The organism is Brevibacillus brevis NBRC 100599, assembly GCF_000010165.1.
Taxonomy (GTDB): domain Bacteria; phylum Bacillota; class Bacilli; order Brevibacillales; family Brevibacillaceae; genus Brevibacillus; species Brevibacillus brevis_D.
This window is the reverse complement of the sequence record NC_012491.1, coordinates 1463395-1489493: the sequence shown is the minus strand read 5'-3', so window position 1 is coordinate 1489493 and position 26099 is coordinate 1463395. Positions and strand designations below refer to the sequence as shown.

Sequence of the window (26099 nt, the reverse complement as noted above, 5' to 3'; positions counted from 1 at the left end):
GCACCCTCTCTTGGATTCACTTTCGAGTTGGTCTTATTCTGGACGCAAAGTCAAAATAAAACCTACGTCTACCGCCGGAAAACACCACGAGCAGACCGTGAACGAGGAGTACAAGCGAAATCAGTACGAAGACGCCAAAGGAGAAAAGGATAAGAAATGGATAAAAAGCCGACTCCATTAAACTCTCTATCTGACTGATTGCACTCGAGGTGTACGTGAAAAACCAAGTGAAATATAGCGCAAGAAATCGCTTGAATAAAGCAATTCCGGATGGCTTCCCGGAATCTTCGTTCACCAGTCTGAACCGCAATATCACCGATCCAATGGTCTTTCCATTCCATATAATTGGAATGAAATAGAAGCAAAGCAGCATACCGAGCGAGGTACTGATCACCTCTGTCAGCCAGCCAACCGGAAAAAGAAGGCCAAACAAATCCGACAAGAACTCAACTGCGATACTGTCGATCAACAACGCCAGCAATTGTGGTACAGGGAGGACGATACCACTCTCCATGACACTTTCTCTTTTTGCTTCTATGCTTTTATTGGACGGAAACAAAGCCAGTATGATCGGAGCAATGAGAAATCCAAATAATGCACCGCTGCTGTTGAGTATAAGATCATCGACGTCGAACAGTCGATAGGGACAATTATAAATGCCATAAATCCCTGTTAATTGTGTGACCTCAAAGAAAAGCGACAACCCAAAGCCAAGCCCCAATGCCCGTTTCCAATATTCCCGCTTCTGGAAAAAGTACCGGAGATAAACACCAAATGGGAGCAGTAACAAAAAATTAAATGCAGCTTGCAAGAAAGCTCGTTCCAATATGAGTTGAATATAGCTGGATGGGTGGGACCATACTATCGAAGTTTCCTTGAGAATATCACGGACAAAGGTAAAGGGAACCAGCGAATAATAAACCGTATTCTCTGCTTGCATCGCGCAAGTATCCCTCGTGTCTGGCAAAGGAAGCAGCACCAAAAACAAAGAGCAAAGCAAATAAAAAAGAAAGGAGGCGTTTAAAATGAACCTCCACCAACTAAAAAACCCATCTTTTCTATACGTGTAAATGAGCCAGGGAACAAACAATAAATAAGAACCTAGCATAAAAACAAGAAAAGCATATTGAATGGGAAATACGTACGATGACATGAGAGTACTCCTTTTACCTGTTGAGTAGCTGCGTGGCAGCTTTTTTCATAGTTGGATTTCAATCTTTGTTCCTAGCCCCAATAAACTATTCACCTTTATTTCTCCACCGTGCGCCACAATAATATCCCGCGCAATGGCCATACCCAGCCCGGAGCCTTTGTGCAGCTCCCCAGTATTCGTCCCCCGGTAGTAACGGTCAAAGATTCGATCGAGCTCCTGCTCTTTCATTCCTTTGCCGTTATCCTCGATTCTGATCAGGGTGTGCTTACCTTTCTCTACACTTACTTTGATGAGGACGGAAGGATCATTATGGACGATGGCATTGTAAATTAAATTGGTGATCGCTCTACGAATCAGAATTTCATCCATATCCACTTTGATCATTTCATCGCTAAATCGGAATTCCATGTTCCTGTCTGCATATCTCGCATCGTTCAATGTATCAATGACGACATTTCGTAACAGGGTCACGATGTTCTTATTTGATTTGTGCAAGCGCAATTCTTTATTTTTTAGGCGGGCAGATAAATTCAGATCTTCAATGACGTCTTTCAGGTACAATGACTTTCGTTCAATAATCTCCGCAAACTCTCTCAATTCCTCATACGAAAAGTCATACTCGGTGTCTTTCATCATTTCTGCGTAGCCTTGGATCGACGCTAATGGCGTTTTTAAATCGTGAGAGACATTGCCGATCCACTCTTCTCTCATTGCATCTAATTTTTTTCTTTCATTTTCCGCCGCTCTCAGTTCATATGATAAATAATTGACATTATAGAAAACATCTTTATAGATGCCAATCGGTTCATAGTTGATATGGTATTCCTTATTAGCAAGCTTTCTTATTCCCTCTATGAGTGACAGCAGTGGTTTCGTTAGTCTTTTGCTAAAAAAATATCCAACGATCAGCGCGATCAATCCGTCGACGGTCAGTACGAGAATGCTTCCTATGTTAAAAACTTGCACGACCTCCCGGATATCATAGGACAATACGTGTCTTTGCAAATTTCGATTTTGAAACCCGATAAAGTAACTATAATGACTAGAACCTGTTTGCTTCTCACCAATAAACACCATCGTGTTCATATCAATTTCTTTGTATTTGTACATCTGGATAATGTCTATGGGCGCATATTTTTCTTTTATACCCACCGGCAATCGATAGCCAAAGATCTGTTTGCCATCTTCGTCTAGAATTTGTATCCATGCGTTATGCTGATCCAGCTCGGCTTTCCCTTTGTCTGTAAGCGTCGCCTGATGATTCGAAATGATAATTTGCTCATGGAAACGACTGGTTATTGCTTCAGCAGAGTTTCCTTTCTCGCTTATTGCAGTTTCATCCCACTCCGTTTGGATGGTGACCATGATCGACAAAACAAGAAGAACAATATTGCTCAGTACAACCAAGATGACAATCAAAACAACAGACGCCAGAAACCTCCCAGTCAACCTCCAATTCATCCACTATTCATCCTTTACCACCAGCTTATATCCCAAGCCCTTCACCGTTAACAGGTATGTTGGGTTGGAAGGATCATCCTCTATTTTCTCTCGTAATTTTCTGATGTGTACCATCACGGTATTGTCAAAACCAAAAAAATCTTCACCCCATACTTGGTAGTACAGCTTTTCTTTGCTGATAATTTGGTTAGGATGCTTGAGCAAATGGGTGAACAGCCCCAGCTCTTTCGGTTTCAATTCGATGATGGTTCCATGCTTTCGCAACTCGACCTTTTCTTCATCAAAGACAAATGGGCCGACCTGAATGATAGGATCCGCCTTTACTTGAACTTGCTGATATTCAGCTCTTCTTAACTGTGCTTTCACTCGATAGGCCACTTCTTTCGGACTGAACGGTTTGCCAATATAATCGTCACCGCCGATGGCCAAGCCTACTAGTTTATCCACTTCTTCCGTTTTTGCGGATAGAAACAAGATCGGGACATGTGAAATGCTTCTGATCTTTTTGCATACGTCATAGCCTTCCCCGTCCGGAAGCATAATATCCAAAATCACAACATCTGGATGCTTGTCTTGAAACTGCCCGAATCCTTCGGCTGCCGTTGAAGCCGTGTATACATTCTCGATGCCTTCCTTGATCAGAACCGTTTTCAACAGTCTGACGATATCCTCTTCATCGTCCACAATCAGTACTTTGCTCACGAAGAAGCCCCCCTGCCAAAACTAGAATCATTTCTTATCCTTTCCTTGAACAAACCAGGATACACCGAAGCCATCCTTGAATGCCTTCGGTATAACCTTCTTTCGTTTACTGCTGGATTGCCAATTTTTCTTTCGCTTTATCAGGCAGTTCGTCCACTTTCACTTCCTGATAAGAGGTAACTCCTTTTCCCTCTTTTACGAATACGCACAGATAGGCATCTTTACGCAGCTCTTTCATCGCCATAAAGTTGAGTGCTTTTTCTTCGCCATTTGCATTATAGCCTTGCAACGTATAATCGTACGAGACCAACTTCTCCCCGCTATCCAGTGTAACTTCATTCTTTTTCCCTTCTTTATTAATCTGAACATAATACTCATCTGCACCCAATCTGTTAAAATTCACGTTTTGAAGCAAGAGTACAGCTCCTATCATAAGAGCAAGTATGACTGATAATACAATGATGGTTGTCTTTTTCATAGATAGTCTCCTTTACAAGTTTACGATTTTGTTTTCGTTACGATTTTGTAGTACGCATGTACGGTCAAGAAATAGTAGGCGGTGTACATGCATGTATAGATTGCCATACAAATCACTACAGGAACGACTAAGTTCATTTGCAACATCCGCGATAAAGGCGTTAGAGCGACGGCACTATGCGCGATACCAGCCAGTAAGGGAAGCGCGAAGATGAACAAGACTTGTTTGGCAATGGTTTTTTTGATTTCTTTTTTTCTGACGCCGATTTTGTATAAAATCTCATATCGCCCTTTGTCTGCATGGGCTTCCGTTAGCTGTTTAAAGTAAATGATGCTACCAGTTGCAGCCAGGAAAACGAGTCCCAGAAATCCGCCCATAAAAATGAGTAAGCCGGACGTTTCCAATCCTTGTGCATAGTCCTGATAGAAGCTTGCAAATCTTGCTTTTTCGGGTAAGATCGCTTGAATCTCTTTGGTTAATTGCTTGGCCTGATCTTCCTGTGTAATGGCATATGCTACCAAGCTCGCCTGATTCACTTCATGTTGCAAGCGGACGAACAGCTCATCGCTGACGACGATCGTCGAAAAGACCGTTTGCAGATTCAAGACGTTGTAATCCTTTCGATCCTTGATCGTTATAATTACTTCGCCGCCCTTCGCTTTTAAAGGAAGCCTTGTCCCGACATATTGAGGGGAAATACCCTCCATGTAAAAGGGGTCTAATAAAACGGCTTCCTGGGCTTGTAAGGAAAGCACATCGTCTTTTCCTTGTAATTGGGTCAATTGGTTGAATTCACGATTTGACATCACGGTATATGTCCGTTCATTACTTCCAACATCCAGATCACTAGTATCTACATCCATCTGAATAACCGGAATGGTTCGATGATAAAGAACTTCATGATTAAGATGCTTCGAAATCAATTCCTCCACCTGTTTGGTTAAACGGCTGTCCGTAGCGATAAACATCATGCTGTTCGGATTCACCTTTTCGACAGTGCTTCTATTGTTGTAATACAAACTGTATGCCGTTCCAACAGACGTGAGCGTCGTGGCGCTTAGTACAGCAATGATGGTTAACGTGCGGGCATTTCCTTTCATTCGGTACAGCAGCTGAGAAATCCCAATTACGTTAATGCCATACCAATAACTCTTCTTATGGTTTCTTAACCTTTTCAATAGCGTAACGCTGAAAACACCGAATAGGAGATACGTTCCGAGAATGACGGTTAATAAGATGAGGAGCGGCGTTGCCATTATCCCTACTTTTCTCCATATCGCTGACTCAAAGATGTTTTGCAGCGTAAGCCAATAACCGAAGCCAATCAACGGAACCGATAAGATAGCAGTGATCCAAGACGTTCTTGGTTCTTTTTCGCTTTCTTGATCCGCGCGAAAGAGTTCGATTAATTTAAAGCGATAAATTAACCGATAGCCTTGGAGCGAATTTATGAACGTAATGATGGAGAAGACGGTGATCGTGTCTATAATTGCCTCGGATGAAACAGAGAAATTAGCAATGGCATCATAACCCATGACCTTCATTAATACCGCAACAAAAAACTTGGACAACACAGAACCAAGAGCAATTCCGATCAGGAGTGCAATGATTCCCATTATGAAGTTCTCGTAAAAAAGCATGCGGCCGATCTGCTTCTTGCGCACGCCGAGCAGGGAGTAAAGCCCGACCTCACCCTTGCGTTTACGTGTAAAGAATGCGTTGGAATACCAGATAAAGATGGCCACGAAGATCATTAACACGACCGAAGCTCCGCTAAATACAGAACTTATTTTATTCGACCCTTCGGCGGCCAGCTGAATGGAATCGTCATATTTTAAGGAAACAAACGTGAAGTAAATCACAATACTAAAAATCATCGAAGCAAAATAGATAAAATAGTTGGTGAAATTTTTTCGGATATTTTTTCTGGCAATGCTAAAGAGCGTCATGATACCCACCCCCAAGCGAAGCAAGAATTTCCAGTATCTTTTGGAAAAACTCCTTCCGGGACTGCTTTTCTTTGTAAAACTCGGTAAAGAGCTGACCATCTTTGATGAAAATAACCCGGTTGCAGTAACTCGCCGCATATGCATCATGCGTGACCATCAGAATAGTAGATCGATTGGTTTCATTGAGTCTGCTTAAGCTTGCTAACAAGCTTGCTGCCGATTTGGAATCAAGCGCACCTGTGGGCTCGTCCGCCAAAATGAGGCTTGGATTTGCCACGATGGCCCGCGAAGCCGCTGTCCGTTGTTTTTGACCCCCTGAAATATGGTAAGGGTATTTGTCTAAGATTTCTCGAATGCCGAACGTGTCCGCTATCTCGTTGACTCTCTTTTCGATTTCAGCCGCTGGCACCTTCGACAAGGCAAGCGGAAGCAAAATATTTTCTTTGACAGTCAACGTATCGAGAAGATTATAATCTTGAAAAATAAAGCCCAGTTTATTCCGGCGAAAGTCTGATAATTGCTCTTCGTTCATGTGGACGATATTTTGATCAGCAATAACGACCTCGCCCGAAGAAGGCATATCGATGGTCGAAAAAATATTGAGCAAGGTTGATTTGCCGGCTCCGGATGGACCCATGATTCCGACAAATTCACCCTCTTGTATTTTTAAGTTAATATCTTGCAAGGCTGTATACACATTTCCTTTTGCACCAAATGTTTTTTGCACGTTGATTGCTTCCAGAATGGTTTTCATATCGCTATCCTTTCAAATGCAACTCATTTTTGCGTACTGCATTTATCATAGCGATCGAACCTTAGAGCATTTTTATTTAAACCTTATATAATCCTTAAAAATAGCATCCGAAAAGCAAAAAAGCGTCCTCCCTCGGACGCCTCCCACGTTACTATTGGAAACATACTTTGCTAATCTGCGTAGAACATGGAAAAATAAATCCCCGTTCCGACAGAAGCTTTTATCCCCTCTCCATCATGGAGAACTTTTGCTTGATTTCATTCAGAACTTCTTCCCAATGAAGCTTCATTTGCTCTCGTGTATTCTCATGATCCAAATTCTCTTGATGAAAACTAATGGTCGTTTGGTCAGGCTTGTCGGATAGCAGCCGAATTTGCAATGTGGACGGCTTTTCCCAGTCCTTCATCGACCACTTTAAACGAAACTGCCGAAACGGCTTTACCACACGAAATTGACCCGATATTCCATCGCTGGAAGTAAAGGTCTCCCCCTCGCTAAAGGTAAGGTTCGCTACATGTCCAAGCCATAACTTCGCCCCTTCGGACGAGGTTAAAAACGCCCAAGCCTGTTCAGGGGTAATGGGCATCGTCCTGCGTACACCTACCTGGAAGCCTGTCGCTGCCGTTTGACCAACGATTTTGCTAGATTCGGGATTTTGACTCTTCATCGGGTCACCTCGCCAACCCTATTTGTTAGGACGAACTTTTCACGAGTAAATTGTAAACAATCGCCAATAAAATGTCACTCCTATACAGAAGACCAACACCTCGATAGTATTGCGATTGGGCGTCGATTGCTTGTTCTCCTATCGTTATAAGAGGAGAACAGCTGCATCTAAACGAATCCTAAGGAATACGCTTGATATATCCCTGAAGAGGAGCATGACCATGACGAATGAAGAGGTAAAAGGAATCATCGAAAATTATGTGCAGGCCTACAATTCATTTGATGTCGAAGGTATGGCGAGACTCTTGCATACGGATATTGTGTTCAGGAATTATTCCAACGGTGAACTGAACACAGAAACAAAAGGAATAGAAGCGTTTAGAGAGCTAGCTGAAAAGTCTGCGAAAATTTTCTCGAGTCGGCGTCAGACGATTCTCGCCTGCCTCGTGATGGATGACAAAGCAGAAGTGCAAATTGATTATGAAGGAACACTCGCGATTGATTTGCCAAACGGACTTAAGGCTGGAGATACGCTCCAATTAAAAGGAAAATCGATTTTTATGATAAAAGAAGGAAAAGTCTCCCTGATTGAAGATTACAGTTAAGAACACGGCAAAAGAAATACACCGCCCTCATGATATCGACACAGGAATGACCCGAATTTGTTCACTTTCTTCCTCAAAAAAAATGGTAGGATAGAGGCATTACTTCATAAAAAATGAGGAGAGTCACAAGTGCGGGTACATCCAATTTACTTTTTACGTCTTACAGGCCTACTCGATGGCCTTTCTTTATTAGTATTGATGGGCATCGCGATGCCCTTGAAATACGTGTGGGGCTTAGACAAAGCCGTAACCATCATAGGGAGTATTCACGGCGGGATATTTTGCTTGTATGCTCTGGCGATACTCTATGCAGCCATTCGCGTGAGATGGAGCCTGCTCTGGTCTCTTGCTGCGTTACTCGCCGCTTTTGTACCGTTTGGGAACTTCTTTCTGGATCGCAGACTGAAAACGGCACAGGATGTGTATCCTCTGAAGCCGTTTAACAATGCCCTGCTCGTATACGCCATCGTTTTTTTCTCGTTCTTTGATTTGTTCTCGCAACTGCCGGTCATGAGTACATTTGCTGCTTCCGTAGGTGCCAGCTCATTTGTTATAGGGTTTGTCATCGGTCTGTATTCGCTAGCCAATACCTTTGGCAATATTATCTCAGGCATACTGACAGATAAGGTTGGTCCATCCAAACCACTGTTGATCGGCTTGGTTTTATCGAGCTGTGCCTTGCTGCTGTATCACATCGTCGATCAGCCGTTTCTGTTGATTATCGTGCGAATCATTCACGGATTTGTCGCCGGTTTGATCGTTCCTGCTGCTTTTACTTTTTCTGCGAATAACACGACACATGAGCAGCAAGGACGAAAGGTTGCCTTCACTGGTACCTTTGTGGGACTCGCAGCGATTATCGGACCTGCGTTCAGCGGCATTATGGCAAGCAAAACCTCCGTGCCCTTTGTCTTTACATGTGTAGCTGTTATGGGCTTTTTCCTAACCATCCTGTCCGTCATTTTTCTGAAATCCACTCAGGCTTGCAAGAAAGAGAAGCTTAAGAAGGACGTCCCGACCTCAGCCTTGATCTTCAATGCTGGGATAATCAAGGCTTACGGCGGTGCCTTTTTGCTCATGTTTTCACAAGGTGTGATCGCTTATCTTTTGCCCTTGCATGTGCAATCGCTTGGATACGATTCGAAATTAAGCGGTACATTAATGAGCACTTTTGGGATCATTGCCGTCTTGCTTTTTGTGCTTCCGACCAACCAGATTTTTGATCGTGTGGCCCCTTCCAAAACGATGTCCATCGGTATTGGCTTCATGGGCGTGAGTCAGCTGCTTATTGGTCAATCCAACACGACATTGGCACTGTACTGCATGTTAGGACTATATGGGATCGGCTTTGCTCTCTTGTTTCCCTCTGTCAATACGATGCTCATTCAATCGACGCCGCAAGAATTGCGGGGGAAAGCACACGGTTACTTATACGCCTTTTTCTCTCTCGGTGTGGTCGTCGGCTCAGGCCTTTTAGGTTGGCTGCCCTTCTCCATCGAGGAAGGGTTTCTGTTCACAGGATGTCTGTTGCTCGTGTTTGCCGCTTTCATTGCCGTGCATAAGCGGCGAGAACGCTTGCTGAATCAACAAAACAATCAATAGCAGCCATCGTTTCTAACAACAAAACCTCCTCAACCACTAAGCTAGTGGCGAAGGAGGTTTTGTGCTACTACTTTCAACTGCAGAATCACTGCGAATCAGGCATGCAGCCAACAGACCAATTCCTAGTACGATTGCAAGCAGGACAAAAGTAAGTTCATAGCTTCCAACATTCATTAATCGGATGGACAATATCGGCCCAAGACTTGTTCCCGAAAACAGGATAAACGTATAAACAGAAACCGCAATTCCCCGCGATTTGCCCCCTAGCTGTCCAACAAGCGAGATCACGGAAGGAACGGATAACGCAATTCCAGCAACGAAAAGCACACTCGTACCAATCAAAAGAGCCAAGTTAGATATCATACCGAGGGAAGCCATACTGACCACTGCCAAACCTAATCCGAAGCGGAGCACGGTACGTAAGCCAAACCGTTTTGCCAGCCCGCCCGCCAGCGGAGAAATGAGCATACCCACTACACCAATCGTTCGAACAAGCAGCATCTCCTTGTTGCTAAGCCCAAAATCAGATCCCGCCAAATAACTGCTCAAGACTGTATACATATTAACAAAAGACATAAGCAATACAAGAGCGATTATGTAGCTCAAGACGATATTTTTTTGTTTGAACAAGGAGGGAATTCGCTTAATCGGCTCCCAAATATTAACGGTAGCAAGGGGACTCTCTTCTTTTGGCAGCCACCTCATCACCACAAACAGCGTCACGAAATAGATAGCAGCAAGCATATAGAATACAGCGTGCCAACTGTATTGTTGACTCATTACAGTGCTGAGCACTTGACCAATGATTCCTGCCGCCAAAAATCCCGTGCTGATAAATCCGATTGCCGTTACCCGCTTTGCCGCAGGGAACATTTCCACAGCATAGGCGAGTGCAACAGGCGAGAACGTAGCAGCGGCAGCACCTTGCAAGCCCCTGAGTACAATGATCCATACGAAATCATTTGCACTACCAAGCAACAAAGAAAAGAGAGCCAGGGCAATCATCCCGATCACAATAACGTTCTTGCGGCCATACTTTTCGGACAGCGGTCCATAAATCAGACACCCAATGGCAAACCCAACCGAAAATGCGCTGCCTACTGCTGCAGCCTGTGTCAACGTAATACTGAAAAGATCGGCAAACAGGGTCATAAGGGGAATCGTAACGTATAAGCTCGACATGACGACGATTCCAGACCAGCAGAGAATTGCCGTCATGAGTGAGTAATTTCGCTGTGACATCGCACACCTCTTTTTCGAATATTTACACACATTCTAGTTAGATTATCTAATTATATTCACAAAAAAATATGATCTTATCTTCCCACCCCCAGTTTCTCTTCCATGCTGTTATTCAACTTCATCAAGATTTTTTCCAACAGCATCCGTTCTTCCTCTTCTAATTCGCTCATAATGGAGGAGCAAGCAGACCAAAAAACTGGCAGTACGCTGGTTACTAATTCTCTGCCTTCTTGCGTTATTTTGACATGAATCTTGCGACCATCCAGCGTGCTTTGCTCCCTGATGATCCAGTGCCTTTTTTCCAGCCAGTCCAGCAAAGCTGTAACAGAAGCACGCCGAATCCCCAGCCTGTCTGCAAGCGAAGAAGGGGTGATAAGTTCTCTGTCTTTATGTAACGTAAGCAACAGCAATACGTCCCATTTACATTCCGTTATGCCGAATTTCTCCAAATTCAAATCAATGACGTCTATGGCGTTATCCCCCAGCCATAGCATCAATAATCCCAAATGAGCCAATTTGCGATCCGTATTTTGCAGAGCAGTTGTTTCCATCAGATGCAAATATGGCTGAATACCAAGTTTCGGCAATTGATCGGATGTATGCTCACACTTGTTTTTTCTGCTCATAATCCACCTTGAATATAATTAGATTATCTAACTAAAATCAATATAAAGGATTTTTTTGGATTTTGCAAGCCCCTCTGGCAAGACGAAAGCCGAGATCATCAATTCGAAACGTGGGGTGACTGCGTCTGCGGCACGTCGCCCCACAGCCTCTGGCCTCTTCTGCCCAGCTACCACCGCGAAAAATTCGGTAGGAGCCATAGACGTTTACATCGTAAAGGTCCCAGCACCACTCCCAAACATTTCCCAGCATGTCATAGAGCCCCCACGCATTCGGCTGCTTTTGTCCTACTGCATGTGCTGTACCCTCAGCATTCCCTTCGTACCATGCGATCTCATCCAGCTCGCCGTACCGATAACCACCCGTCCCTGCTTTGCAAGCGTACTGCCATTCCGCCTCTGTCGGCAGACGATAGCCATCCGCTTCCTCGTTCCAACCAACACGCTCACCATCTTCACTTATCGAGTAGCATTCCGTGAGACCTGCTTGCTGAGAAAGCAGATTGCAAAACGAAATCGCATCATTCCACGAGACATTCACGACGGGAGCCTCTGGGTGGTCACTCGGTCCAGCTGCTTTTTGTACAACCGAGAAGTATAACGCATTCGTAACAGGAACCGGTGCGAGTAAAAAAGCGTTCACCTCGGTTGTCCATGTCGCCTTGATTCGATCGTCCCGTAATTCGATATGCCCTGCTGGGATGCTCACCATAGTATACGACCGCTCCATCTCTATTTCACCTGGCTTAACTTCTCGATCGCCTGCTCTTCGGTCGGCAAGAAAAAGATGTCGTTTCCGTTGTTCGATTCATAGATGAAGTCTTTTAGACTTTTACTTGTGTACACCGAAAAATCTCCTACAATTGCCACTTTCACTCGATAATTGATGAACTTCTGAAGGATTTCCCCAGCAAGGCGTGTTTTCAAATCGAAAAAGCTTTCGTTCAGCAATGATTTGTTGAGAACAATACGCTCACTGTCTGCTTGATAGTGTACCGTTGCAATCAAATCCAATGCGGACTGTACATCCCCTATAAGAACCTCGCTACCACTCACAATAGCAATATTTTTTCCGCCAGCTTCTACCTTTGTAATATTCATGTGTACCCTCCTCATCTTCTATTGGTAATCTGCCTCACATAATCCTCACAAATATATCGGTTGTCTCCACCGGTTGCTGGCGAAACGCTCGCCACTCGAAAGAAGCTCAAGCCAACAACCATTGCCATAAGTCCGTAGGCAGCGTTTTGTGAATCCTCTGCAGACATAAGCCCGGTTTGCTTGCCGTATTCAAAAATCTTGGTGATGCCCTGCAAATCTCTCGTATAACTCTTCGCAACCACTTCTTGCAGCTTGGGGTCCAATGCGGCTTTGGAGAAGAATTGGACAAAGAGTCTTGCTTGATCTTCATGCGGGATGTACATCTCAGCGATGCCATGCAGCTGCGAAACATTGATCCGTTTTTCCTTGTCGTTCACGTATGGCGGCAAGATGTGTGCAAGCGTAACGTCCATCATTTCCTGGGCGGTCATGGTGTTCTCAATGTCAGCTTCGATTTTCAAGCCATAGTAGGCCAAAAATGCCTGAAAGGCTTCACTCGTCAAATTATCCTTATTCTTAAAGTAATACGTGACGACACCCTTTGAGCAGTCCGCATACTCCGCCACCTTATCCAGTGTCATGCCATCAATCCCGTGATTGCTAATACAAGTGAGGGTCGCATTGATGACATCCGCTCGGCGCTTTGGTTCCATTCCTAATTTGGGCATGATTTTACCTCTTTTATTTATACTGTACGGTCGGAATAAAAAAAGTGTACACCATGGTTTTCCAAATTGTCAAACGAGGAGGCTCCACAGCACAAAAAAACACGCTTACGCAGCGTGTTCGATCATGCCGTTACATAGCAAGCGCTTGGCGACTGATCCGATATTGCCCCGGTGTCAGCCCCGTCCATTTCTTGAAAGCATTTTGAAAGGCGCTTGGATCTGAAAAATGCAGCAGGTAGGCAATCTCTCCAATGGAATGCTCCGCTTGCTGTAAATACCCCATCGCCATTTCTTTGCGGACATTCGTGGACAATTCATGATAGGAAGTGTCCTCTGCCTTTAGTTTTGCTTGCAGGGATCTCGTACTCATATGAAAAGCAGCGGCTGTCTGCTGTAAGGTCGGAAAAGCCGCAGGCATACATCCCATCATCCATTGGAACACACGGTCCGAAAATTCCCGCCCCCTGATCAGCCTCTCTCTAATTTCTTCCGCGATTGGTTCGAAAGCTTTACGCAGCCGGATATCTGAATACAGAATCGGGTATTGCAAAACTTCTTTGCCTACCAAGAGCCCATTTTCTTCTTCACCAAAGTGAGGCTCCATCCCGAACAAATTCAAATACGGAGCGATATCATCCGTAGCGTCGTGTGTGAAATGTATGGACTGTAACGGAATGGTCTGATGACTCATACGGACGATCAAGTGGTACAAGGAGCTGATCATATCCTCCATGCAGTGTCGGGACACGCTCCCAGGACTTTGTCTATGAAACCGTAGGAAAACATCCTTCCCCCGCTCTTCCCAATCCAGCTCGTACCCGCTGCAAAGGATCACGTGATATCGCTGATAAGCCTTCCATGCATCAACGATTTTTTCCGAATGCATCATGACATAGCCAAGGATGCCCAGATCGGCAATATCCGTTAACTGTCCTTGATGCAGTCCGAAATGATCATCCTGCGTGTAAATGGCAGCTTCTTTCATCAAGCGCTCGAGCTCTGCTTCATCAATCCGCGCCTCTACATCCTTTAGCAAGCTACTGTCGAAAGAAATATGATCACAAAAACGCTCAAAATCAAGCTTCTTGTGAGTAATTGTTTTCATAATCGGATACACCATCGAAATCGCAAACCCATGCGCATTTTCCAAGTACGGAACCTCCTTTGCGTGAATCCACAACATTTATGCGCCTTCGATCATTCATCTGTTCCATTCCACACGATATGCTGAATACAGTTCAGTTTACCACGATCTGTCGGTTATGGAATCAACTCTACAGGGGGATATGAAAATGAACATTCTCGTTATCATCGGACATCCGGATCCCGAGAGCTATTGCTCCGCGTTGGCGCACGCCTATATGAAAGGAGCCGCAGGCAAAGCAGCACAGATTCGCACCATTGATTTGAGCCAAATTGCTTTCGACCCAAATTTGAAGTACGGATATCGGAAAAGAACAGAGCTGGAGGATGACCTAAAAGAAGCACAGGACCTCATCCGTTGGGCGGATCATCTGGTCATTGTCTATCCGATCTGGTGGGGCACGATGCCCGCTATCTTGAAGGGGTTTTTCGATCGCGTCCTTTTATCCGGATTCGCCTATAAATATCGGGAGGGTTCGTCACTCTGGGATAAGCTGTTAACAGGCAAAACCGCCCATGTAATTGTGACCATGGATACCCCATCTTGGTACAACCGATTGATCTACTGGCAAGCCGGACATCTCGTGATGAAACGCAACATTTTGAAGTTTTGCGGGATTAAGCCTGTGAAGGTTACGGAGATTAGTGGGGTGAATGCCTCGGCGGAGGAAAAGCGCAAGATGTGGCTGGAGAAAGTGAAACAGCTTGGGGAGAGGCTAGCCTAAGCGTTACGGTAAAAAAACGAATCAAACTGACAAAAAACTCAAGCTAAAATAGACTTGAGTTTTTCCTATTCGCTTACTGATCGAGATGCGTTTGCACACTTTCCAAAAACTTGATGCGGGGCCGCCTTCCAGCAGCGGATCTGCTAGTTAATCCAAATCTGCCACTGTCCTGCACCTGCTTCCTAGCCACTCTCTAGCGTGTTTCTTTCGTTGGAATGATTTACCTAGGCAAATAAATCGTGCAAAGTGTATTTATTATGTAGCTGATTGTGAGTATGATAATAGTAAAAATAATAAGAAAGAGGCTATCATATGGATTCTACTTTTTCACCAAGAAAAGCAACAAAGACGAAAACCTTAGTTATTAACGCACTCTTCATCGCTTTTACGCTCGCAGCCACCATGTTTATCAATTTACGACTCCCGATCATGGGTAACGGTGGCCTCATTCATCTCGGTAACGTGCCTCTTTTAATCGCAGCCTTTGTGTACGGCAGAAAAACAGGAGCTATCGCTGGAGCTTTTGGTATGGGCCTCTTTGACCTTATCTCCGGTTGGACAGCATGGGCACCGTTTACCTTCGTAATCGTAGGTGCAATGGGGTATGTAGCTGGCCTCATCGCCGAAAAGGTGCCTGGCAATCGGGTATTTGTGTACGCACTCGCGGTTGTCGCTGCATTGGTGATTAAGATCGTGGGCTACTACTTTGTTGAGGTTATTCTTTACGGGAACTGGATTCAACCGTTTGGCTCCATTCCGGGGAACGTTTTGCAGGTGGTAGTAGCAGCGGTTATTGTTATTCCGCTGGTGGGGCGATTGAAGAAGATTGTTGGGCAAGGGTAAAAAGAGAAAAATCGCTCAGGGGACATGAGTTCTCTTGGGCGATTTTTTCAACACTCTCCCCAATACAAAAACACGACCCATTGGATCGTGTTTTTTATCGTTAGGTGGGCATAACGGGATCGAACCGCTTTCAAAATGTCCGTTCACTCCTATTGACTAGAAGCATGCTTGTCCTTTTCAGTGTTCAGCTCAGCTTCAATCTGGGAGTTTTTCGAAGACTCACCCATGCGCCAGTAAACGAGAAGACTTATGGCAATACAAGCTGCTACATAGTAATAGAAGAGAGACTCGTTCCCGATGCTTTTGAACCATAGCGCGATGAACTCCGCTGTTCCCCCAAAGATCGCAACGGTCACCCCGTATGGAAAGCCTACACCCAGAGCACGAATGGCGGTAGGAAACATCTCGGCTTTCACGATCGCATTGATGGACGTATAGCCAGTAACAATGATAAGACCAGACAGCATCAGCAGGAAAGCAACATATGGGCTAGTCGTTTGTTCCAGGAGCATAAACATCGGTACGGTCCACAATGTTCCAAGAATACCGAAACCAATCAACAACGGGCGCCGTCCAATTCGGTCGGACAGCATACCAGCAAGCGGCTGCAAGACGACGAATACGAGCAATGCGGTAAAGTTAATCCAGCTGACTACATCTTTCGGCATTCCTACCGTAATCACCATGAATTTTTGCAAATAGGTTGTGTAGGTGTTAAAGGCAATGGTTCCCCCGAGCGTAAGACCGACAACTGCCAGCACCGCCTTCGGATGCTTCATCAGCTCTCGTAGTGTACCCGCCTTCTCCTTGTTTTTCGACTCCATTTTGGTATACTGCTCCGATTCGTCCATACTGCGGCGCAACCACAACACGGCTACTGCGCCAAATGCTCCGATGATGAACGGAATTCGCCAGCCCCATGCCATCATCGCTTCTTCTGGGAGTATTTGCTGCAGGATAATTTGCACACCCAATGCCAACAGCTGACCACTGATTAGCGTGACGTACTGGAAGCTAGAATAGAACCCTCGGCGACCACTCGAAGCCATCTCGGACAAGTACGTGGCAGATGTTCCGTATTCCCCGCCAAGCGAAAGACCTTGGAGCAAGCGGGCAAGAACGAGAATAATAGGCGCAAACACGCCGATCGTTTCATAGTTTGGTGTTACGGCAATCACCAGAGAACCACCCGCCATGATGGTAACAGACAATGTCAACGCAGCACGACGCCCATGACGGTCAGCGTATCGACCCAGGAGCAAGCTCCCGATCGGTCTCATTAAAAATCCGATAGCAAAAACAGCGGCAGTATTCAGCAACTGGCTGGTAGCGTCGCCCTTTGGAAAAAACTGAGACGAGAAATACACCGCAAAAGCTGCATAGACATACCAGTCGTACCATTCAATCAGGTTCCCCAGTGAACCTTTAAAAATGTTGCTTGTGATGCGCCGCGTATTTTCACGATCACTCGATGGCTTCATTGTTTTGCCCCCTCCTTATGTTTGACCCGAATCCATTCGCAATTGGGATCGCTGAACCGCTTTCAAAATGAAACGATGCTTTGAAAGGGGTTACATATTTACCCGGATGGATTCTCGAAGAACTGTTTTTATTCTAAGTTGTTTGTTTTGCTAGAATCTATTGAATACTCCCGGATGTGCAAAAACGGCATCCGAGCTGCCGAAAAACCCAGTTGAGTTACATTGATTTTTCGACCAGTTCGGGCTACCCTTTTCCATAGGGAGGCGGCTGTTATGACAATCACTATGCTTCTGGGACTGCTTGAAGACATCTCTGTAATTGCAGTCATCGCCCTTATCATCGGCCAACTCGATTACTTTCGGAACATCATGTACGGGAAAAACAACTGGATGCGGATCGTGATCCTCTCTACGCTGTTTGGGTTCCTGTCGGTTATCGGAACGGAGAATGGCTTACGGGTCAATGACGCACTCGCCAATACGCGCATTGTCGGTGCCGTCGCTGGTGGGTTGATCGGAGGGCCTGTCGTCGGTTTTTTGGCCGGCCTAATAGGCGGTATTCATCGCTATTCGATCGGTGGATTTACCGCATTCGCCTGTGCCATCTCGACCGTAATGAACGGCTACTTGGCCGGAATCGTCAGTACGAAAATGAATATGCTACGTCTGAAATGGCAGCATATCGTACTGATTGGCGTTACAGCCGAGCTCATTCAAAAAGTTATGGTGCTGCTCATGGCCAAGCCTTTTTCAGCGGCACTCGAGCTGGAAGTCAAAATCGCGATCCCGACCACCATTATGACCATTGCAGGTCTGCTGCTCTTCACGCGCGTTTTCCAAAATCTCAAAATGATGCAAGACCAGTCCGGCGCATTGGGGGCAAACCTTGCCTTGTCGATTGCCAGCCAGACGTTGCCTCATCTGCGGACGGGGCTAAATGAATATTCTGCGAAAAAAACCGCTGAACTGATCCGTGAAATGGCCAAGGTGGATGCAGTCGCCATTACCGACCGCGAAAAGCTGCTCAGCGCAAAAGGCCATGAACTGGAGAATCATTTGCAGAAAGAGACGCTGTGTGCACAAGTAGCGGAGGCTGTTTTGAACCACCCTACAGGGATATGGTGCGACAAAGATTTTGCTCTTCCGCATCCACCTCGCCTAAAATCGATCAACGCCGCATCGTTGTATCATCAAAACCAGAAAATCGGGACGTTGCAATTCTACTATAAAACCTCTTCCTCCAAGACGTCCCAGACCAACGAGAAGTTAGTGGACGGCCTAGCCAAGCTGCTGTCGGTCCAAATTGAACTGGCGGAGATCGAGCATCAAGCGAAAATGAGGAAGCAAGCTGAAGTGAGCGCCCTGCAAGCACAAATCAACCCGCATTTTCTGTTCAACACCTTGGGGACGATAATGTCCTACTGTCGAACAGACCCTGATCAAGCGAGAAACTTAATCGGTCATTTAAGCGACATCTTCAGGCGCAATTTGAAAAGCAAGGGAAATCATCACAGCTTGCAGGAAGAACTGGACGGAATCAAGTCGTATTTGGAAATCGAGAAGGTCCGATTTAGCAACCGTTTAAAGGTGAACATGGAGATCGACGAAACCCTGCTGGAGTGCAAATTGCCTGTCCTGACTTTGCAGCCAATCGTGGAAAATGCCATTCACCATGGACTTTCCCCAAAAGTTAGCGACTGTCTGCTCACGATTCGAGTGGAACCGTACGACCATGAAGTGAAAATTAGCATTGAGGACAATGGAGTTGGAATCAGCGAAGAGCGTTTGGCCGAAATCTGGAACAGCCAATCAAAAGGCATCGGCCTTATCAATGTCCATTCACGGCTGCAATCCATTTATGGCAAAAAATACGGCCTCACGATTCAAAGCCAGCCTGGTTTGGGAACAGTCGTATCCTTTGTCGCTCCGTTATCCGCATTTGAAAAGGAAGTGCATCCAGATGCTCCTGAAAACGATCATCATCGATGACGAGCCAGCCATTTGTTCCGAATTGGAATATTTGCTGAAAAAGTATATTGATATCCAGGTGGACGCAATCTATACCAATCCACTGGAAGCATTGCCTCATATGCTCAATTCCGAGCCTGATTTGCTTATGCTCGATATTCAGATGCCCGGGATGAATGGGCTTGAATTTGCCAAAACATTGAATCAGATGTCCAATCCCCCATTGATCGTTTTTTCGACTGCCTATCACGAACACGCTCTGGAGGCTTTTTCCACGCTGGCTGTGGGCTATTTGACCAAACCGATCATGGAATCGAAATTGGACGACGTGATCCAAAAAGTGCGGACACTGAGGAAGCGAGCGGCCATGAATGACCGCACCGCGACAGTTCCCCTGATGGAAGAGCATGTCTGCATCCGGAAGAGCAACAAGATCATCCCGATCCCTGTAGGGCAGATTTACTTTGCGTTTGTGCGGGAGAAAGATTTATATGTGGCGACTAAAGAGAGTATCGACAAGTGTGATTTGTCCTTAAATGAGCTAGAGGAGATTTTGAATCGGTCCCGCTCTTTCTTTCGAAGTCATCGGAATTATATTTTGAATGTGAAGCATATTAAAGAGATTATTCCGTGGTTTAATCATACGTATTTGATTAAGATGAATGATGATAGTCAGACGGATATTCCTGTTAGTAGGGGGAGGATGAAAGCGTTTCGGGGGTTGATGAATTTGTGAGTTTTGGGGAAAGCAGGATGGACGGAGCGAGGAGATAGTATCTTTTCGCTCCGTTTTTTCAGAGACGTGCGGTATATATTACAAAAAGAAAAAACAGCATCTCTGCCGTTTCCGTAGTTACTTATATGGTAGAGCATAGCGGGATCGAACCGCTGACCTCTACACTGCTAGTGAAAATAATTCAATTTGTGAAAACAAACCAATCTTAAAAACCCTTGGATATCAAGGGTTTTTCTTGTTCGCATCCGTTTGCATCCCGGGCAATCCAAAGCGCAACACCCATTACAGCAATAAATTTGAAATGAAATCTTTAAAAAACCTTTAAATAAAGTTTCTTTTATCTTTCGATTATTACTATATGATTTATCCCTAAATATAAAAATCCCCTTCAAAACTAGTATAGTGGCATTTACCAACAGCAAAGTTTACAAGGAGAGTCATCGATGAGTAAGAGAATAAAAGAATTAGATTCAATACGAGGATTGGCGGCTATTACAGTGGTGATAGGACATTTTTGTTTAATGTTACCATCGTTGCCTGATTCTATTAAATTTTCACCTCTTAGATTTTTATGGGCTGGTGGAGAAGCTGTAATCATTTTTTATGTACTCAGTGGTTTTGTCTTATCTATGGCAATTTATCATTCAAAAACAAACTATTGGGGATATTTAATTAAGCGATTTGTAAGAATTTATATCCCTTATTATGTCTGGATATTCATCACCTTTGCTTTATTTATTTTGTTTTCGCCATATGAAGTTACGGGACTACGAGATTGGTACTATGATAAGTGGCAAGGTCCTATAACAGGATTAGATATTATCAATCACCTAGTGCTTCTCAACAACTTTTTTTCAGATAATTACAATCCGGTTATCTGGTCATTGGCTCAAGAAATGCGTATATCTATCGTGTTTCCCTTGTTATTCCTTCTTTTTTATAAACAGAGTTGGAAGAAAACGATACTGCTTGCCATGAGCTTTTCTTTCATTAGTATTTTCCTTAATATATTGCACATTGGAAAAGCTGAGGGATTTTATAATGGTTATGCTGATACACTACATTTCACATCTATGTTTATGGTCGGAATGTTACTTTTTAAGCATCAGGAAGAACTTGTCCGTTTATATAGAAATATGAAAAAATTAAAAAGAAGGCTTCTTATCACATTAGGAGTCATTCTATATTTATACTCTACTGGATTATTGCTGATTTCTCGTAGTGATACGATGTTTCTATTAAAAGATTGGGGCGTTGTAATTGGTGTTAGTATACTTATTATAATGGCTATGAGTAACCTAAAAGTAAAAGCAATTTTAAATAAGAGTGTATTTGTATACTTAGGGGAAATTTCATATAGTATCTATTTATGTCATTTTCCAATCATGATGGTGCTATTTAAACTTTTGTATACCAAAATTCCAATCTCTTTGCTGTTCCTCTTATGTGTTACAACGGCAATATTGTTTTCTAGCGTATCGTATCATTTTATTGAAAAGAACTGTATAAAATGGGCAAAGCAAAGAACAATAAAATTCCAGAAAAATGTGTAATAATTAATCCGTTCCTAATATATTTAGGAACCGATTAAAATGCGTCCAAGAGTACGAGTCTGTAAAATATTCTGTGTAAACTCTCAACCTCTAAACTACAATTAGTCTTAGAAAGGTTGGGAGATTTTTTATGATGTCAAAAGAGCAGATCAAACAGTGGATCAAAGAGAAGGATATGAAGTCTGTGGACGACGTACAGTCGGCTTTGAAGGATTTGTTTGCTGAAACGATCCAAGAAATGCTCGAAGCAGAAATGGAGTCCTCTCTTGGATATGCGAAGCATGACATGAAAAGAAAGCGGACAACGAATAGCCGTAATGGATACAGTAAAAAAACAGTCCGTTCCGAGTATGGTGAAGTTGACATTCAAGTCCCTCGTGATCGTGAGGGAGAATTTGAGCCTGCCATCGTAAAGAAGCACCAGTCCAATAATTGTTCCCCTGATTAAAGAGTGGCAAAATCGCCCTTTGCAATCGATTTATGCCGTTGTTTTCTTAGACGCGATCCACTTTAAAGTAAAACAGGACGGGGCTATCGTCAACAAAGCTGCCTATATGGTCATTGGAATTGACCTTGACGGTCATAAAGATGTCCTTGGAATCTGGATTGGAGAAAATGAATCAGCGAAATTCTGGTTACATGTACTCAATGAACCGAAAAACCGTGGAGTCCAGGATGTTCTCATTATGAGCGTTGATAACCTCCGAGGTTTTACGGAGGCCATTTCAGCATGTTATCCAAAGACAGAGCTTCAGAACTGTGTCATTCATCAAATCCGTAACTCCATTAAATATGTTTCCTATAAGGATTTAAAGAAAGTTACGGCAGAGTTAAAGCCTATTTACAAGGCTCCAACGGAGCAAGCTGCACGCGAAGAACTCGATCTGTTTGAGCAAGCTTGGGGGAGTAAATACCCCTTGATGGTACGCTCTTGGCGCACCAACTGGGATGAGATTGGGACCTTTTTTAAATATTCCCCAGAAATTCGAAAGCTGATCTACACAACCAACGTTATTGAAAGTTACCATCGACAACTTCGTAAGGTAACGAAGGGAAAAGCCGTCTTTCCCACAGACGATGCTCTTCTCACAATGTTATATCTCGTAACCATGGATGTCCTACGTAAATGGACGGGACGAGTCCACAATTGGGGACAGATTCTCATTCAGCTATCTGTTTTCTTTGAGGATCGCGTACGACCACACATCCGTTAAGCCATAAAAGAAAGGCTTTCATCCCCGAAGGGATTGTCTTTTTCTACACCAACGCGTCAAGCAGCATGTTGCGGCTCTCATTTTTCATTCTTTTCTGCCCTTTACTGCTCTGTTCATAACCTTGAATAGCTTATGTACCCCATCCTGCAAGCTGTATTCATCAACAGATGAGAAACAAATGCGGAGATGATGGCATTCGGGAGCATGTGCATAAAATGCTGAACCTGGCATAAAAGAAACTCCTTCTTTTTTCGCCTCATATAATAGATTGTCGGTATTTACACATGCAGGAAGTGTAATCCAATAATTGAGTCCTCCCGTTGGAACGTTCACCGTAACCACATCCGGCAATTTCTTCAACATTTCCGTTATCATGTCACGTCTTATTTCTAATGCCGTCCTAAGCTTTTCAGTGTGTGTACTGATTCGTTTGGAGTCCAGCAATAGCGATACCACCTTTTGATTTAGAAGAGGCGTTCCTAAATCGGATAAGCCTTTCGCTGCAATTAGTCGGCTTAATAGTGTTCCATTGGCTGCCAAAACCCCGATTCTGCAACCTGGACCAATGATCTTACTCCCTTTCAAATAGATCACATGACCATATGTATCAAGGCTTTTCAGCGGCAATGGGGGACATCCATCAAAGTATATTTCACTCCATGGATCATCTTCTACAATCAGAGTATTTGTTCGTTGTGCAATATGTAAAAGTTCTTGTCTTCGAGGAAAGCTTAATACTGCGCCAGTTGGATTTTGAAAGTTTGGTATCGTGTATATCAAGCGCGGCTTATATTTTTCGACGAGTGGATCTAGCAGATCAACCCGTAATCCTTGCTGATCAACAGGAACCTGAATGATCGATGCTCCTCTGGACCTAAATATATCTATAGCTGCGGGATAGGTGGGGGCTTCTACCATGACGAAGTCACCAGGGCCTACAAAACTTTTAGCAACCAATTCAATTCCTTGTTGCGAACCGCATGTAATGAGTAAATCCTGGGGACTCGTTTTCAGTTTATGCTCTTTCTTCAGATAACGGGCAAAAACTTCTCGAAGTTCTTTATCTCCTTGAATTTCTCCGTACGTTGAAATTGATTTTGAATTTTGTAGCAATTCGTCCGATATTAGTTTCTCAATGAACCGATTGGGGAATAAACCAGGGTTTATCCTAGAAATGGAGAGATTATTTTTTTCATGAGACTGGGCATGGTTGGAGAAATATGCTCTTGGCAAATAATCTTGGACGGATAACTGCCATGCATAGGGTAATGTGTTTGGGCTTTTGGGTACTGGCTTTTGTTCTCGTTGATTCACGAAAGTTCCTTTTCCTTGCAAGCGAGTAATGAAACCATCTTTTTCCAAATCACGATAGGCTTGAATAACCGTATCGGTACTAACTTTTAATTCTTTTGACAGGTTGCGAACAGACGGCAATAACGTACCCGCGGCGATTAAATTGGATAAAATTTTGTCTGCAATCGCCTGATAAATTTGCTTGGTTAGAGGTATTTCTGACAAACGGTTCAGTTCCCATTTCATATTTTTCCCGCCTTAAGTGTTAGGGTCAGTGTTTGACTGTATGGGTGGTATCCTATGTATACTTTATTTGATTATAACAAACTTGTGAAACTCTACAGGAGGATACCATATGCGTAGAAAGGAATTTGCAATGACGGAAGAAGAAAACATGAAGGAATTGGAAACGTTCTTGAACGAAATGAGCTTCGGGTTTCTCGGAACGGTAGGAGCGGACGGAAAGCCCTCCGTAACTCCGCTCAATTATGTATACCATCATGGATCAATCTATTTCCACGGAAGTAGAATTGGAGAGAAAATGAACAATTTATCCGCCAATGAAGAGGTTACATTTGCAATCGCCAAAGAATACGCGATTATCCCGTCATATTTTGAAGACCCGCTGCTGGCTTGTCCGGCAACCGCTTACTACAAATCTGTGCGGATAGACGGACGGGCAGTTGTCGTCAGCGATCTGCGCGAAAAGGCGGACGCCTTGGAAGCGTTCATGCGCAAGCTGCAGCCTGAGGGCGGCTACAAGACGATTGACGCCGATGATCCCGATTACATCCCTCGACTGAAAGGTGTAGGCCTCGTCCGCATCGATGCCGATCATACAAGCGGGAAGTTCAAATTTGGACAGAACTTGAAGGAGCCAGTTAGAAACGGGATCATCGAAGGGCTTTCAGAACGCGGTCTTCCGCAGGACGCTGAAACGATTGAACTGATGCGCCGCTACTGTCCGCATGCCCATACAGACTAAAAAGCAAAAAAGCACATTTCAGGAGAATCTACATGACTGATTACTTCATTTTTATGTTGGCCTTTGCTGTATCTGCAGCTTCACCTGGACCAGAAATTGCCGGACTTCTATCCCGAACTCTTTCTGGCGGGATGTTCGCCAGTCTGCCTCTCGCTATAGGTATGATTCTTGGCAAGTTGCTTTTTTTCACAGCTGCGGTTGTTGGACTTACAGCACTTGTTAACGTACTAGGCCCAGTATTCGTAGCGTTGAAGTTTTGCGGTGCTGCGTATCTTATCTGGTTGGGTATTAAGAAATGGAGGAATGCGGGGAGTGTGCTTGCGTCAAACGAGAATACAAAACCCGTCAACTTCGTTGTTGAAATCGGACTGGGTCTAGCCATGACTCTATCTAATCCAATTGCTATCATCTTCTACTTGGCACTTCTTCCAGGTACGATTGATGTCTCGGGTTTAACACTCTACAGCTACGTTATTTTGTGTTCAATGATTATTTGTGTAATGATTGCGATTGTGGTCGGCTATGGCCTAATGGCAGAGGTCGCAAGAAAACTGTTCTCTATGTCGAATTCCAAGGGACTCATTGATCGCTCAGCAGGTGCGATGATGTTTTGCGCTGCCATCTTGATTGTAACGCGCTAGGAGTCTAAAGTTGAACCCAGTTACGGCATATGTCTATAATTCTTAGGCATAGCGGTATCCGAGTAACCCTAGATATCTATTCCTATGTTATCTAAACAATATAGTGATATGTTGTTTAGATAGAGAAATGAAAACTCGCTCAGTCCACAAACCTTACGACTAAGCGGGTTATTTATTGTCGAGAATTATTATACTTTGAAGAATACTGCCTAAAAAAAGACGAAAAAACGCCGAAGTGTGACCACTGACCAAAACATAAGAATCATCAGCTAAAAAACAAAAAAACGCTCGAAAACTCAAGCGTTTAAAATCTTCTTTATGGTGGACCCTATCGGGATCGAACCGACGACCTCTACACTGCCAGTGTAGCGCTCTCCCAGCTGAGCTAAGGGCCCATATGTATGGTACTTCCAGCGTTTACCGCCTCAGTGAAATCAGTATAGCATACGCCAGCCGTACACTGCAAGCGAAAAAATCAGATAAATCCCCGTCCCTGCTGAAAAAACCAAAGAA

General features: G+C 44.2%; 24 protein-coding genes, 1 tRNA gene and 1 pseudogene. 10 read left to right on the top strand and 16 right to left on the bottom strand.

From position 1 onward, the window contains the following. Nucleotides 1-16: 16 nt before the first annotated feature. The 7 genes from BBR47_RS07555 to BBR47_RS07525 all read right to left on the bottom strand — a co-directional run bounded on the left by BBR47_RS07555 (nucleotide 17) and on the right by BBR47_RS07525 (nucleotide 7164). A complete protein-coding gene (locus BBR47_RS07555; RefSeq protein WP_012685168.1) occupies nucleotides 17-1153 on the bottom strand; it encodes a VanZ family protein in 1137 nt (378 codons plus the stop codon). Nucleotides 1154-1198: 45 nt separating this feature from the next. Then, nucleotides 1199-2614 (bottom strand): sensor histidine kinase, encoded by a 1416-nt coding sequence (locus tag BBR47_RS07550; RefSeq protein WP_012685167.1) that lies wholly within the window; start codon nucleotides 2612-2614, stop codon nucleotides 1199-1201. A 3-nt stretch (nucleotides 2615-2617) separates the two neighbouring features. Continuing rightward, the gene (locus BBR47_RS07545; RefSeq protein WP_012685166.1) at nucleotides 2618-3316 is read right to left on the bottom strand and encodes a response regulator transcription factor; all 699 of its coding nucleotides are present in this window, start codon (nucleotides 3314-3316) and stop codon (nucleotides 2618-2620) included. 106 nt (nucleotides 3317-3422) lie between these two features. Then, nucleotides 3423-3794: a YxeA family protein gene (locus BBR47_RS07540; protein WP_012685165.1), complete on the bottom strand. Its 372-nt coding sequence runs from the start codon at nucleotides 3792-3794 to the stop codon at nucleotides 3423-3425. 20 nt (nucleotides 3795-3814) lie between these two features. Continuing rightward, nucleotides 3815-5743, bottom strand: a complete 1929-nt coding sequence (locus BBR47_RS07535) for an ABC transporter permease (protein WP_012685164.1) — start codon at nucleotides 5741-5743, stop codon at nucleotides 3815-3817. Next, the gene (locus tag BBR47_RS07530) at nucleotides 5730-6497 is read right to left on the bottom strand and encodes an ABC transporter ATP-binding protein (RefSeq protein ID WP_012685163.1); all 768 of its coding nucleotides are present in this window, start codon (nucleotides 6495-6497) and stop codon (nucleotides 5730-5732) included. Before BBR47_RS07530 ends, BBR47_RS07535 begins: the two co-directional genes overlap by 14 nt. A 220-nt stretch (nucleotides 6498-6717) precedes the next feature. Further along, on the bottom strand, nucleotides 6718-7164 hold the full coding sequence (locus BBR47_RS07525) for an SRPBCC family protein (protein ID WP_041749301.1): 447 nt from the start codon (nucleotides 7162-7164) through the stop codon (nucleotides 6718-6720). 220 nt (nucleotides 7165-7384) lie between these two features. Between BBR47_RS07525 and BBR47_RS07520 the strand changes: the two genes are divergently transcribed. Further along, on the top strand, nucleotides 7385-7768 hold the full coding sequence (locus tag BBR47_RS07520; RefSeq protein WP_012685161.1) for a nuclear transport factor 2 family protein: 384 nt from the start codon (nucleotides 7385-7387) through the stop codon (nucleotides 7766-7768). A 129-nt stretch (nucleotides 7769-7897) separates the two neighbouring features. Continuing rightward, a complete protein-coding gene (locus tag BBR47_RS07515; RefSeq protein ID WP_012685160.1) occupies nucleotides 7898-9370 on the top strand; it encodes an MFS transporter in 1473 nt (490 codons plus the stop codon). 36 nt (nucleotides 9371-9406) lie between these two features. Here BBR47_RS07515 and BBR47_RS07510 read toward each other — a convergent pair whose 3' ends face one another. The 6 genes from BBR47_RS07510 to BBR47_RS07485 form a co-directional block, all read right to left on the bottom strand. Further along, nucleotides 9407-10612 carry an MFS transporter gene (locus BBR47_RS07510; protein WP_012685159.1) on the bottom strand — a complete coding sequence of 402 codons (1206 nt, stop codon included), beginning with the start codon at nucleotides 10610-10612 and terminating at the stop codon, nucleotides 9407-9409. 74 nt (nucleotides 10613-10686) lie between these two features. After that, complete coding sequence (locus tag BBR47_RS07505; protein ID WP_012685158.1) at nucleotides 10687-11238, bottom strand: MarR family transcriptional regulator; 552 nt, start codon at nucleotides 11236-11238, stop codon at nucleotides 10687-10689. Between the two features lie 37 nt (nucleotides 11239-11275). Then, nucleotides 11276-11965: a formylglycine-generating enzyme family protein gene (locus BBR47_RS07500; protein WP_012685157.1), complete on the bottom strand. Its 690-nt coding sequence runs from the start codon at nucleotides 11963-11965 to the stop codon at nucleotides 11276-11278. 2 nt (nucleotides 11966-11967) lie between these two features. Beyond that, nucleotides 11968-12336 (bottom strand): DUF4180 domain-containing protein, encoded by a 369-nt coding sequence (locus tag BBR47_RS07495; RefSeq protein WP_012685156.1) that lies wholly within the window; start codon nucleotides 12334-12336, stop codon nucleotides 11968-11970. An 11-nt stretch (nucleotides 12337-12347) separates the two neighbouring features. Continuing rightward, a complete protein-coding gene (locus BBR47_RS07490) occupies nucleotides 12348-13004 on the bottom strand; it encodes a TetR/AcrR family transcriptional regulator (protein ID WP_012685155.1) in 657 nt (218 codons plus the stop codon). Nucleotides 13005-13134: 130 nt separating this feature from the next. Then, complete coding sequence (locus BBR47_RS07485; protein ID WP_041749300.1) at nucleotides 13135-14154, bottom strand: AraC family transcriptional regulator; 1020 nt, start codon at nucleotides 14152-14154, stop codon at nucleotides 13135-13137. 142 nt (nucleotides 14155-14296) lie between these two features. Here BBR47_RS07485 and BBR47_RS07480 point away from each other — a divergent pair, with 142 nt between their 5' ends. Further along, complete coding sequence (locus BBR47_RS07480) at nucleotides 14297-14872, top strand: NAD(P)H-dependent oxidoreductase (protein ID WP_012685153.1); 576 nt, start codon at nucleotides 14297-14299, stop codon at nucleotides 14870-14872. 312 nt (nucleotides 14873-15184) lie between these two features. Next, nucleotides 15185-15715, top strand: coding sequence for an ECF transporter S component (locus BBR47_RS07475; RefSeq protein ID WP_012685152.1), 531 nt, complete (start codon nucleotides 15185-15187; stop codon nucleotides 15713-15715). A gap of 149 nt (nucleotides 15716-15864) precedes the next feature. Here BBR47_RS07475 and BBR47_RS07470 read toward each other — a convergent pair whose 3' ends face one another. Next, on the bottom strand, nucleotides 15865-17196 hold the full coding sequence (locus BBR47_RS07470; RefSeq protein WP_012685151.1) for an MFS transporter: 1332 nt from the start codon (nucleotides 17194-17196) through the stop codon (nucleotides 15865-15867). A gap of 273 nt (nucleotides 17197-17469) precedes the next feature. On the opposite strand from BBR47_RS07470, the gene BBR47_RS07465 reads away from it, so the two are divergent. The 4 genes and pseudogenes from BBR47_RS07465 (at nucleotide 17470) to BBR47_RS07450 (ending at nucleotide 22667) form a co-directional block, all read left to right on the top strand. Beyond that, complete coding sequence (locus tag BBR47_RS07465) at nucleotides 17470-19185, top strand: LytS/YhcK type 5TM receptor domain-containing protein (RefSeq protein WP_012685150.1); 1716 nt, start codon at nucleotides 17470-17472, stop codon at nucleotides 19183-19185. Next, a complete protein-coding gene (locus BBR47_RS07460; RefSeq protein ID WP_041749298.1) occupies nucleotides 19157-19900 on the top strand; it encodes a LytR/AlgR family response regulator transcription factor in 744 nt (247 codons plus the stop codon). The genes BBR47_RS07465 and BBR47_RS07460 overlap by 29 nt, the downstream gene beginning before the upstream one ends. Nucleotides 19901-20343: 443 nt before the next feature. Continuing rightward, nucleotides 20344-21453, top strand: coding sequence for an acyltransferase family protein (locus tag BBR47_RS07455; protein ID WP_012685147.1), 1110 nt, complete (start codon nucleotides 20344-20346; stop codon nucleotides 21451-21453). A gap of 133 nt (nucleotides 21454-21586) precedes the next feature. Beyond that, nucleotides 21587-22667 (top strand): annotated as a pseudogene (locus BBR47_RS07450) (IS256 family transposase). A gap of 84 nt (nucleotides 22668-22751) precedes the next feature. On the opposite strand, the gene BBR47_RS07445 reads toward BBR47_RS07450, so the two are convergent. Further along, nucleotides 22752-24206 carry a PLP-dependent aminotransferase family protein gene (locus BBR47_RS07445; RefSeq protein ID WP_012685144.1) on the bottom strand — a complete coding sequence of 485 codons (1455 nt, stop codon included), beginning with the start codon at nucleotides 24204-24206 and terminating at the stop codon, nucleotides 22752-22754. 109 nt (nucleotides 24207-24315) lie between these two features. Here BBR47_RS07445 and BBR47_RS07440 point away from each other — a divergent pair, with 109 nt between their 5' ends. Together BBR47_RS07440 and BBR47_RS07435 are read left to right on the top strand one after the other, a co-directional pair. Beyond that, entirely contained in the window at nucleotides 24316-24945 is a 630-nt protein-coding gene (locus tag BBR47_RS07440) for a pyridoxamine 5'-phosphate oxidase family protein (protein ID WP_012685143.1), read from the top strand. Between the two features lie 32 nt (nucleotides 24946-24977). Then, nucleotides 24978-25586, top strand: coding sequence for a LysE family translocator (locus BBR47_RS07435; RefSeq protein ID WP_012685142.1), 609 nt, complete (start codon nucleotides 24978-24980; stop codon nucleotides 25584-25586). 319 nt (nucleotides 25587-25905) lie between these two features. On the opposite strand, the gene BBR47_RS07430 is transcribed toward BBR47_RS07435, so the two are convergent. Next, nucleotides 25906-25981: transfer RNA gene (locus BBR47_RS07430), tRNA-Ala, on the bottom strand. Between the last annotated feature and the right edge of the window lie 118 nt (nucleotides 25982-26099).

Excerpts from the sequence above, each read along its gene's own strand:
- BBR47_RS07555 (WP_012685168.1), bottom strand. The coding sequence starts at position 1,153 with ATGTCATCGTACGTATTTCCCATTCAATATGCTTTTCTTGTTTTTATG.
- BBR47_RS07465 (WP_012685150.1), top strand. The coding sequence starts at position 17,470 with ATGACAATCACTATGCTTCTGGGACTGCTTGAAGACATCTCTGTAATT.
- BBR47_RS07520 (WP_012685161.1), top strand. The coding sequence starts at position 7,385 with ATGACGAATGAAGAGGTAAAAGGAATCATCGAAAATTATGTGCAGGCC.
- BBR47_RS07535 (WP_012685164.1), bottom strand. The coding sequence starts at position 5,743 with ATGACGCTCTTTAGCATTGCCAGAAAAAATATCCGAAAAAATTTCACC.
- BBR47_RS07490 (WP_012685155.1), bottom strand. The coding sequence starts at position 13,004 with ATGCCCAAATTAGGAATGGAACCAAAGCGCCGAGCGGATGTCATCAAT.
- BBR47_RS07525 (WP_041749301.1), bottom strand. The coding sequence starts at position 7,164 with ATGAAGAGTCAAAATCCCGAATCTAGCAAAATCGTTGGTCAAACGGCA.
- BBR47_RS07440 (WP_012685143.1), top strand. The coding sequence starts at position 24,316 with ATGCGTAGAAAGGAATTTGCAATGACGGAAGAAGAAAACATGAAGGAA.
- BBR47_RS07445 (WP_012685144.1), bottom strand. The coding sequence starts at position 24,206 with ATGAAATGGGAACTGAACCGTTTGTCAGAAATACCTCTAACCAAGCAA.
- BBR47_RS07435 (WP_012685142.1), top strand. The coding sequence starts at position 24,978 with ATGACTGATTACTTCATTTTTATGTTGGCCTTTGCTGTATCTGCAGCT.
- BBR47_RS07510 (WP_012685159.1), bottom strand. The coding sequence starts at position 10,612 with ATGTCACAGCGAAATTACTCACTCATGACGGCAATTCTCTGCTGGTCT.
- BBR47_RS07500 (WP_012685157.1), bottom strand. The coding sequence starts at position 11,965 with ATGGAGCGGTCGTATACTATGGTGAGCATCCCAGCAGGGCATATCGAA.
- BBR47_RS07470 (WP_012685151.1), bottom strand. The coding sequence starts at position 17,196 with ATGAAGCCATCGAGTGATCGTGAAAATACGCGGCGCATCACAAGCAAC.
- BBR47_RS07480 (WP_012685153.1), top strand. The coding sequence starts at position 14,297 with ATGAACATTCTCGTTATCATCGGACATCCGGATCCCGAGAGCTATTGC.
- BBR47_RS07540 (WP_012685165.1), bottom strand. The coding sequence starts at position 3,794 with ATGAAAAAGACAACCATCATTGTATTATCAGTCATACTTGCTCTTATG.
- BBR47_RS07550 (WP_012685167.1), bottom strand. The coding sequence starts at position 2,614 with ATGAATTGGAGGTTGACTGGGAGGTTTCTGGCGTCTGTTGTTTTGATT.
- BBR47_RS07475 (WP_012685152.1), top strand. The coding sequence starts at position 15,185 with ATGGATTCTACTTTTTCACCAAGAAAAGCAACAAAGACGAAAACCTTA.
- BBR47_RS07530 (WP_012685163.1), bottom strand. The coding sequence starts at position 6,497 with ATGAAAACCATTCTGGAAGCAATCAACGTGCAAAAAACATTTGGTGCA.
- BBR47_RS07505 (WP_012685158.1), bottom strand. The coding sequence starts at position 11,238 with ATGAGCAGAAAAAACAAGTGTGAGCATACATCCGATCAATTGCCGAAA.
- BBR47_RS07455 (WP_012685147.1), top strand. The coding sequence starts at position 20,344 with ATGAGTAAGAGAATAAAAGAATTAGATTCAATACGAGGATTGGCGGCT.
- BBR47_RS07460 (WP_041749298.1), top strand. The coding sequence starts at position 19,157 with ATGCTCCTGAAAACGATCATCATCGATGACGAGCCAGCCATTTGTTCC.
- BBR47_RS07495 (WP_012685156.1), bottom strand. The coding sequence starts at position 12,336 with ATGAATATTACAAAGGTAGAAGCTGGCGGAAAAAATATTGCTATTGTG.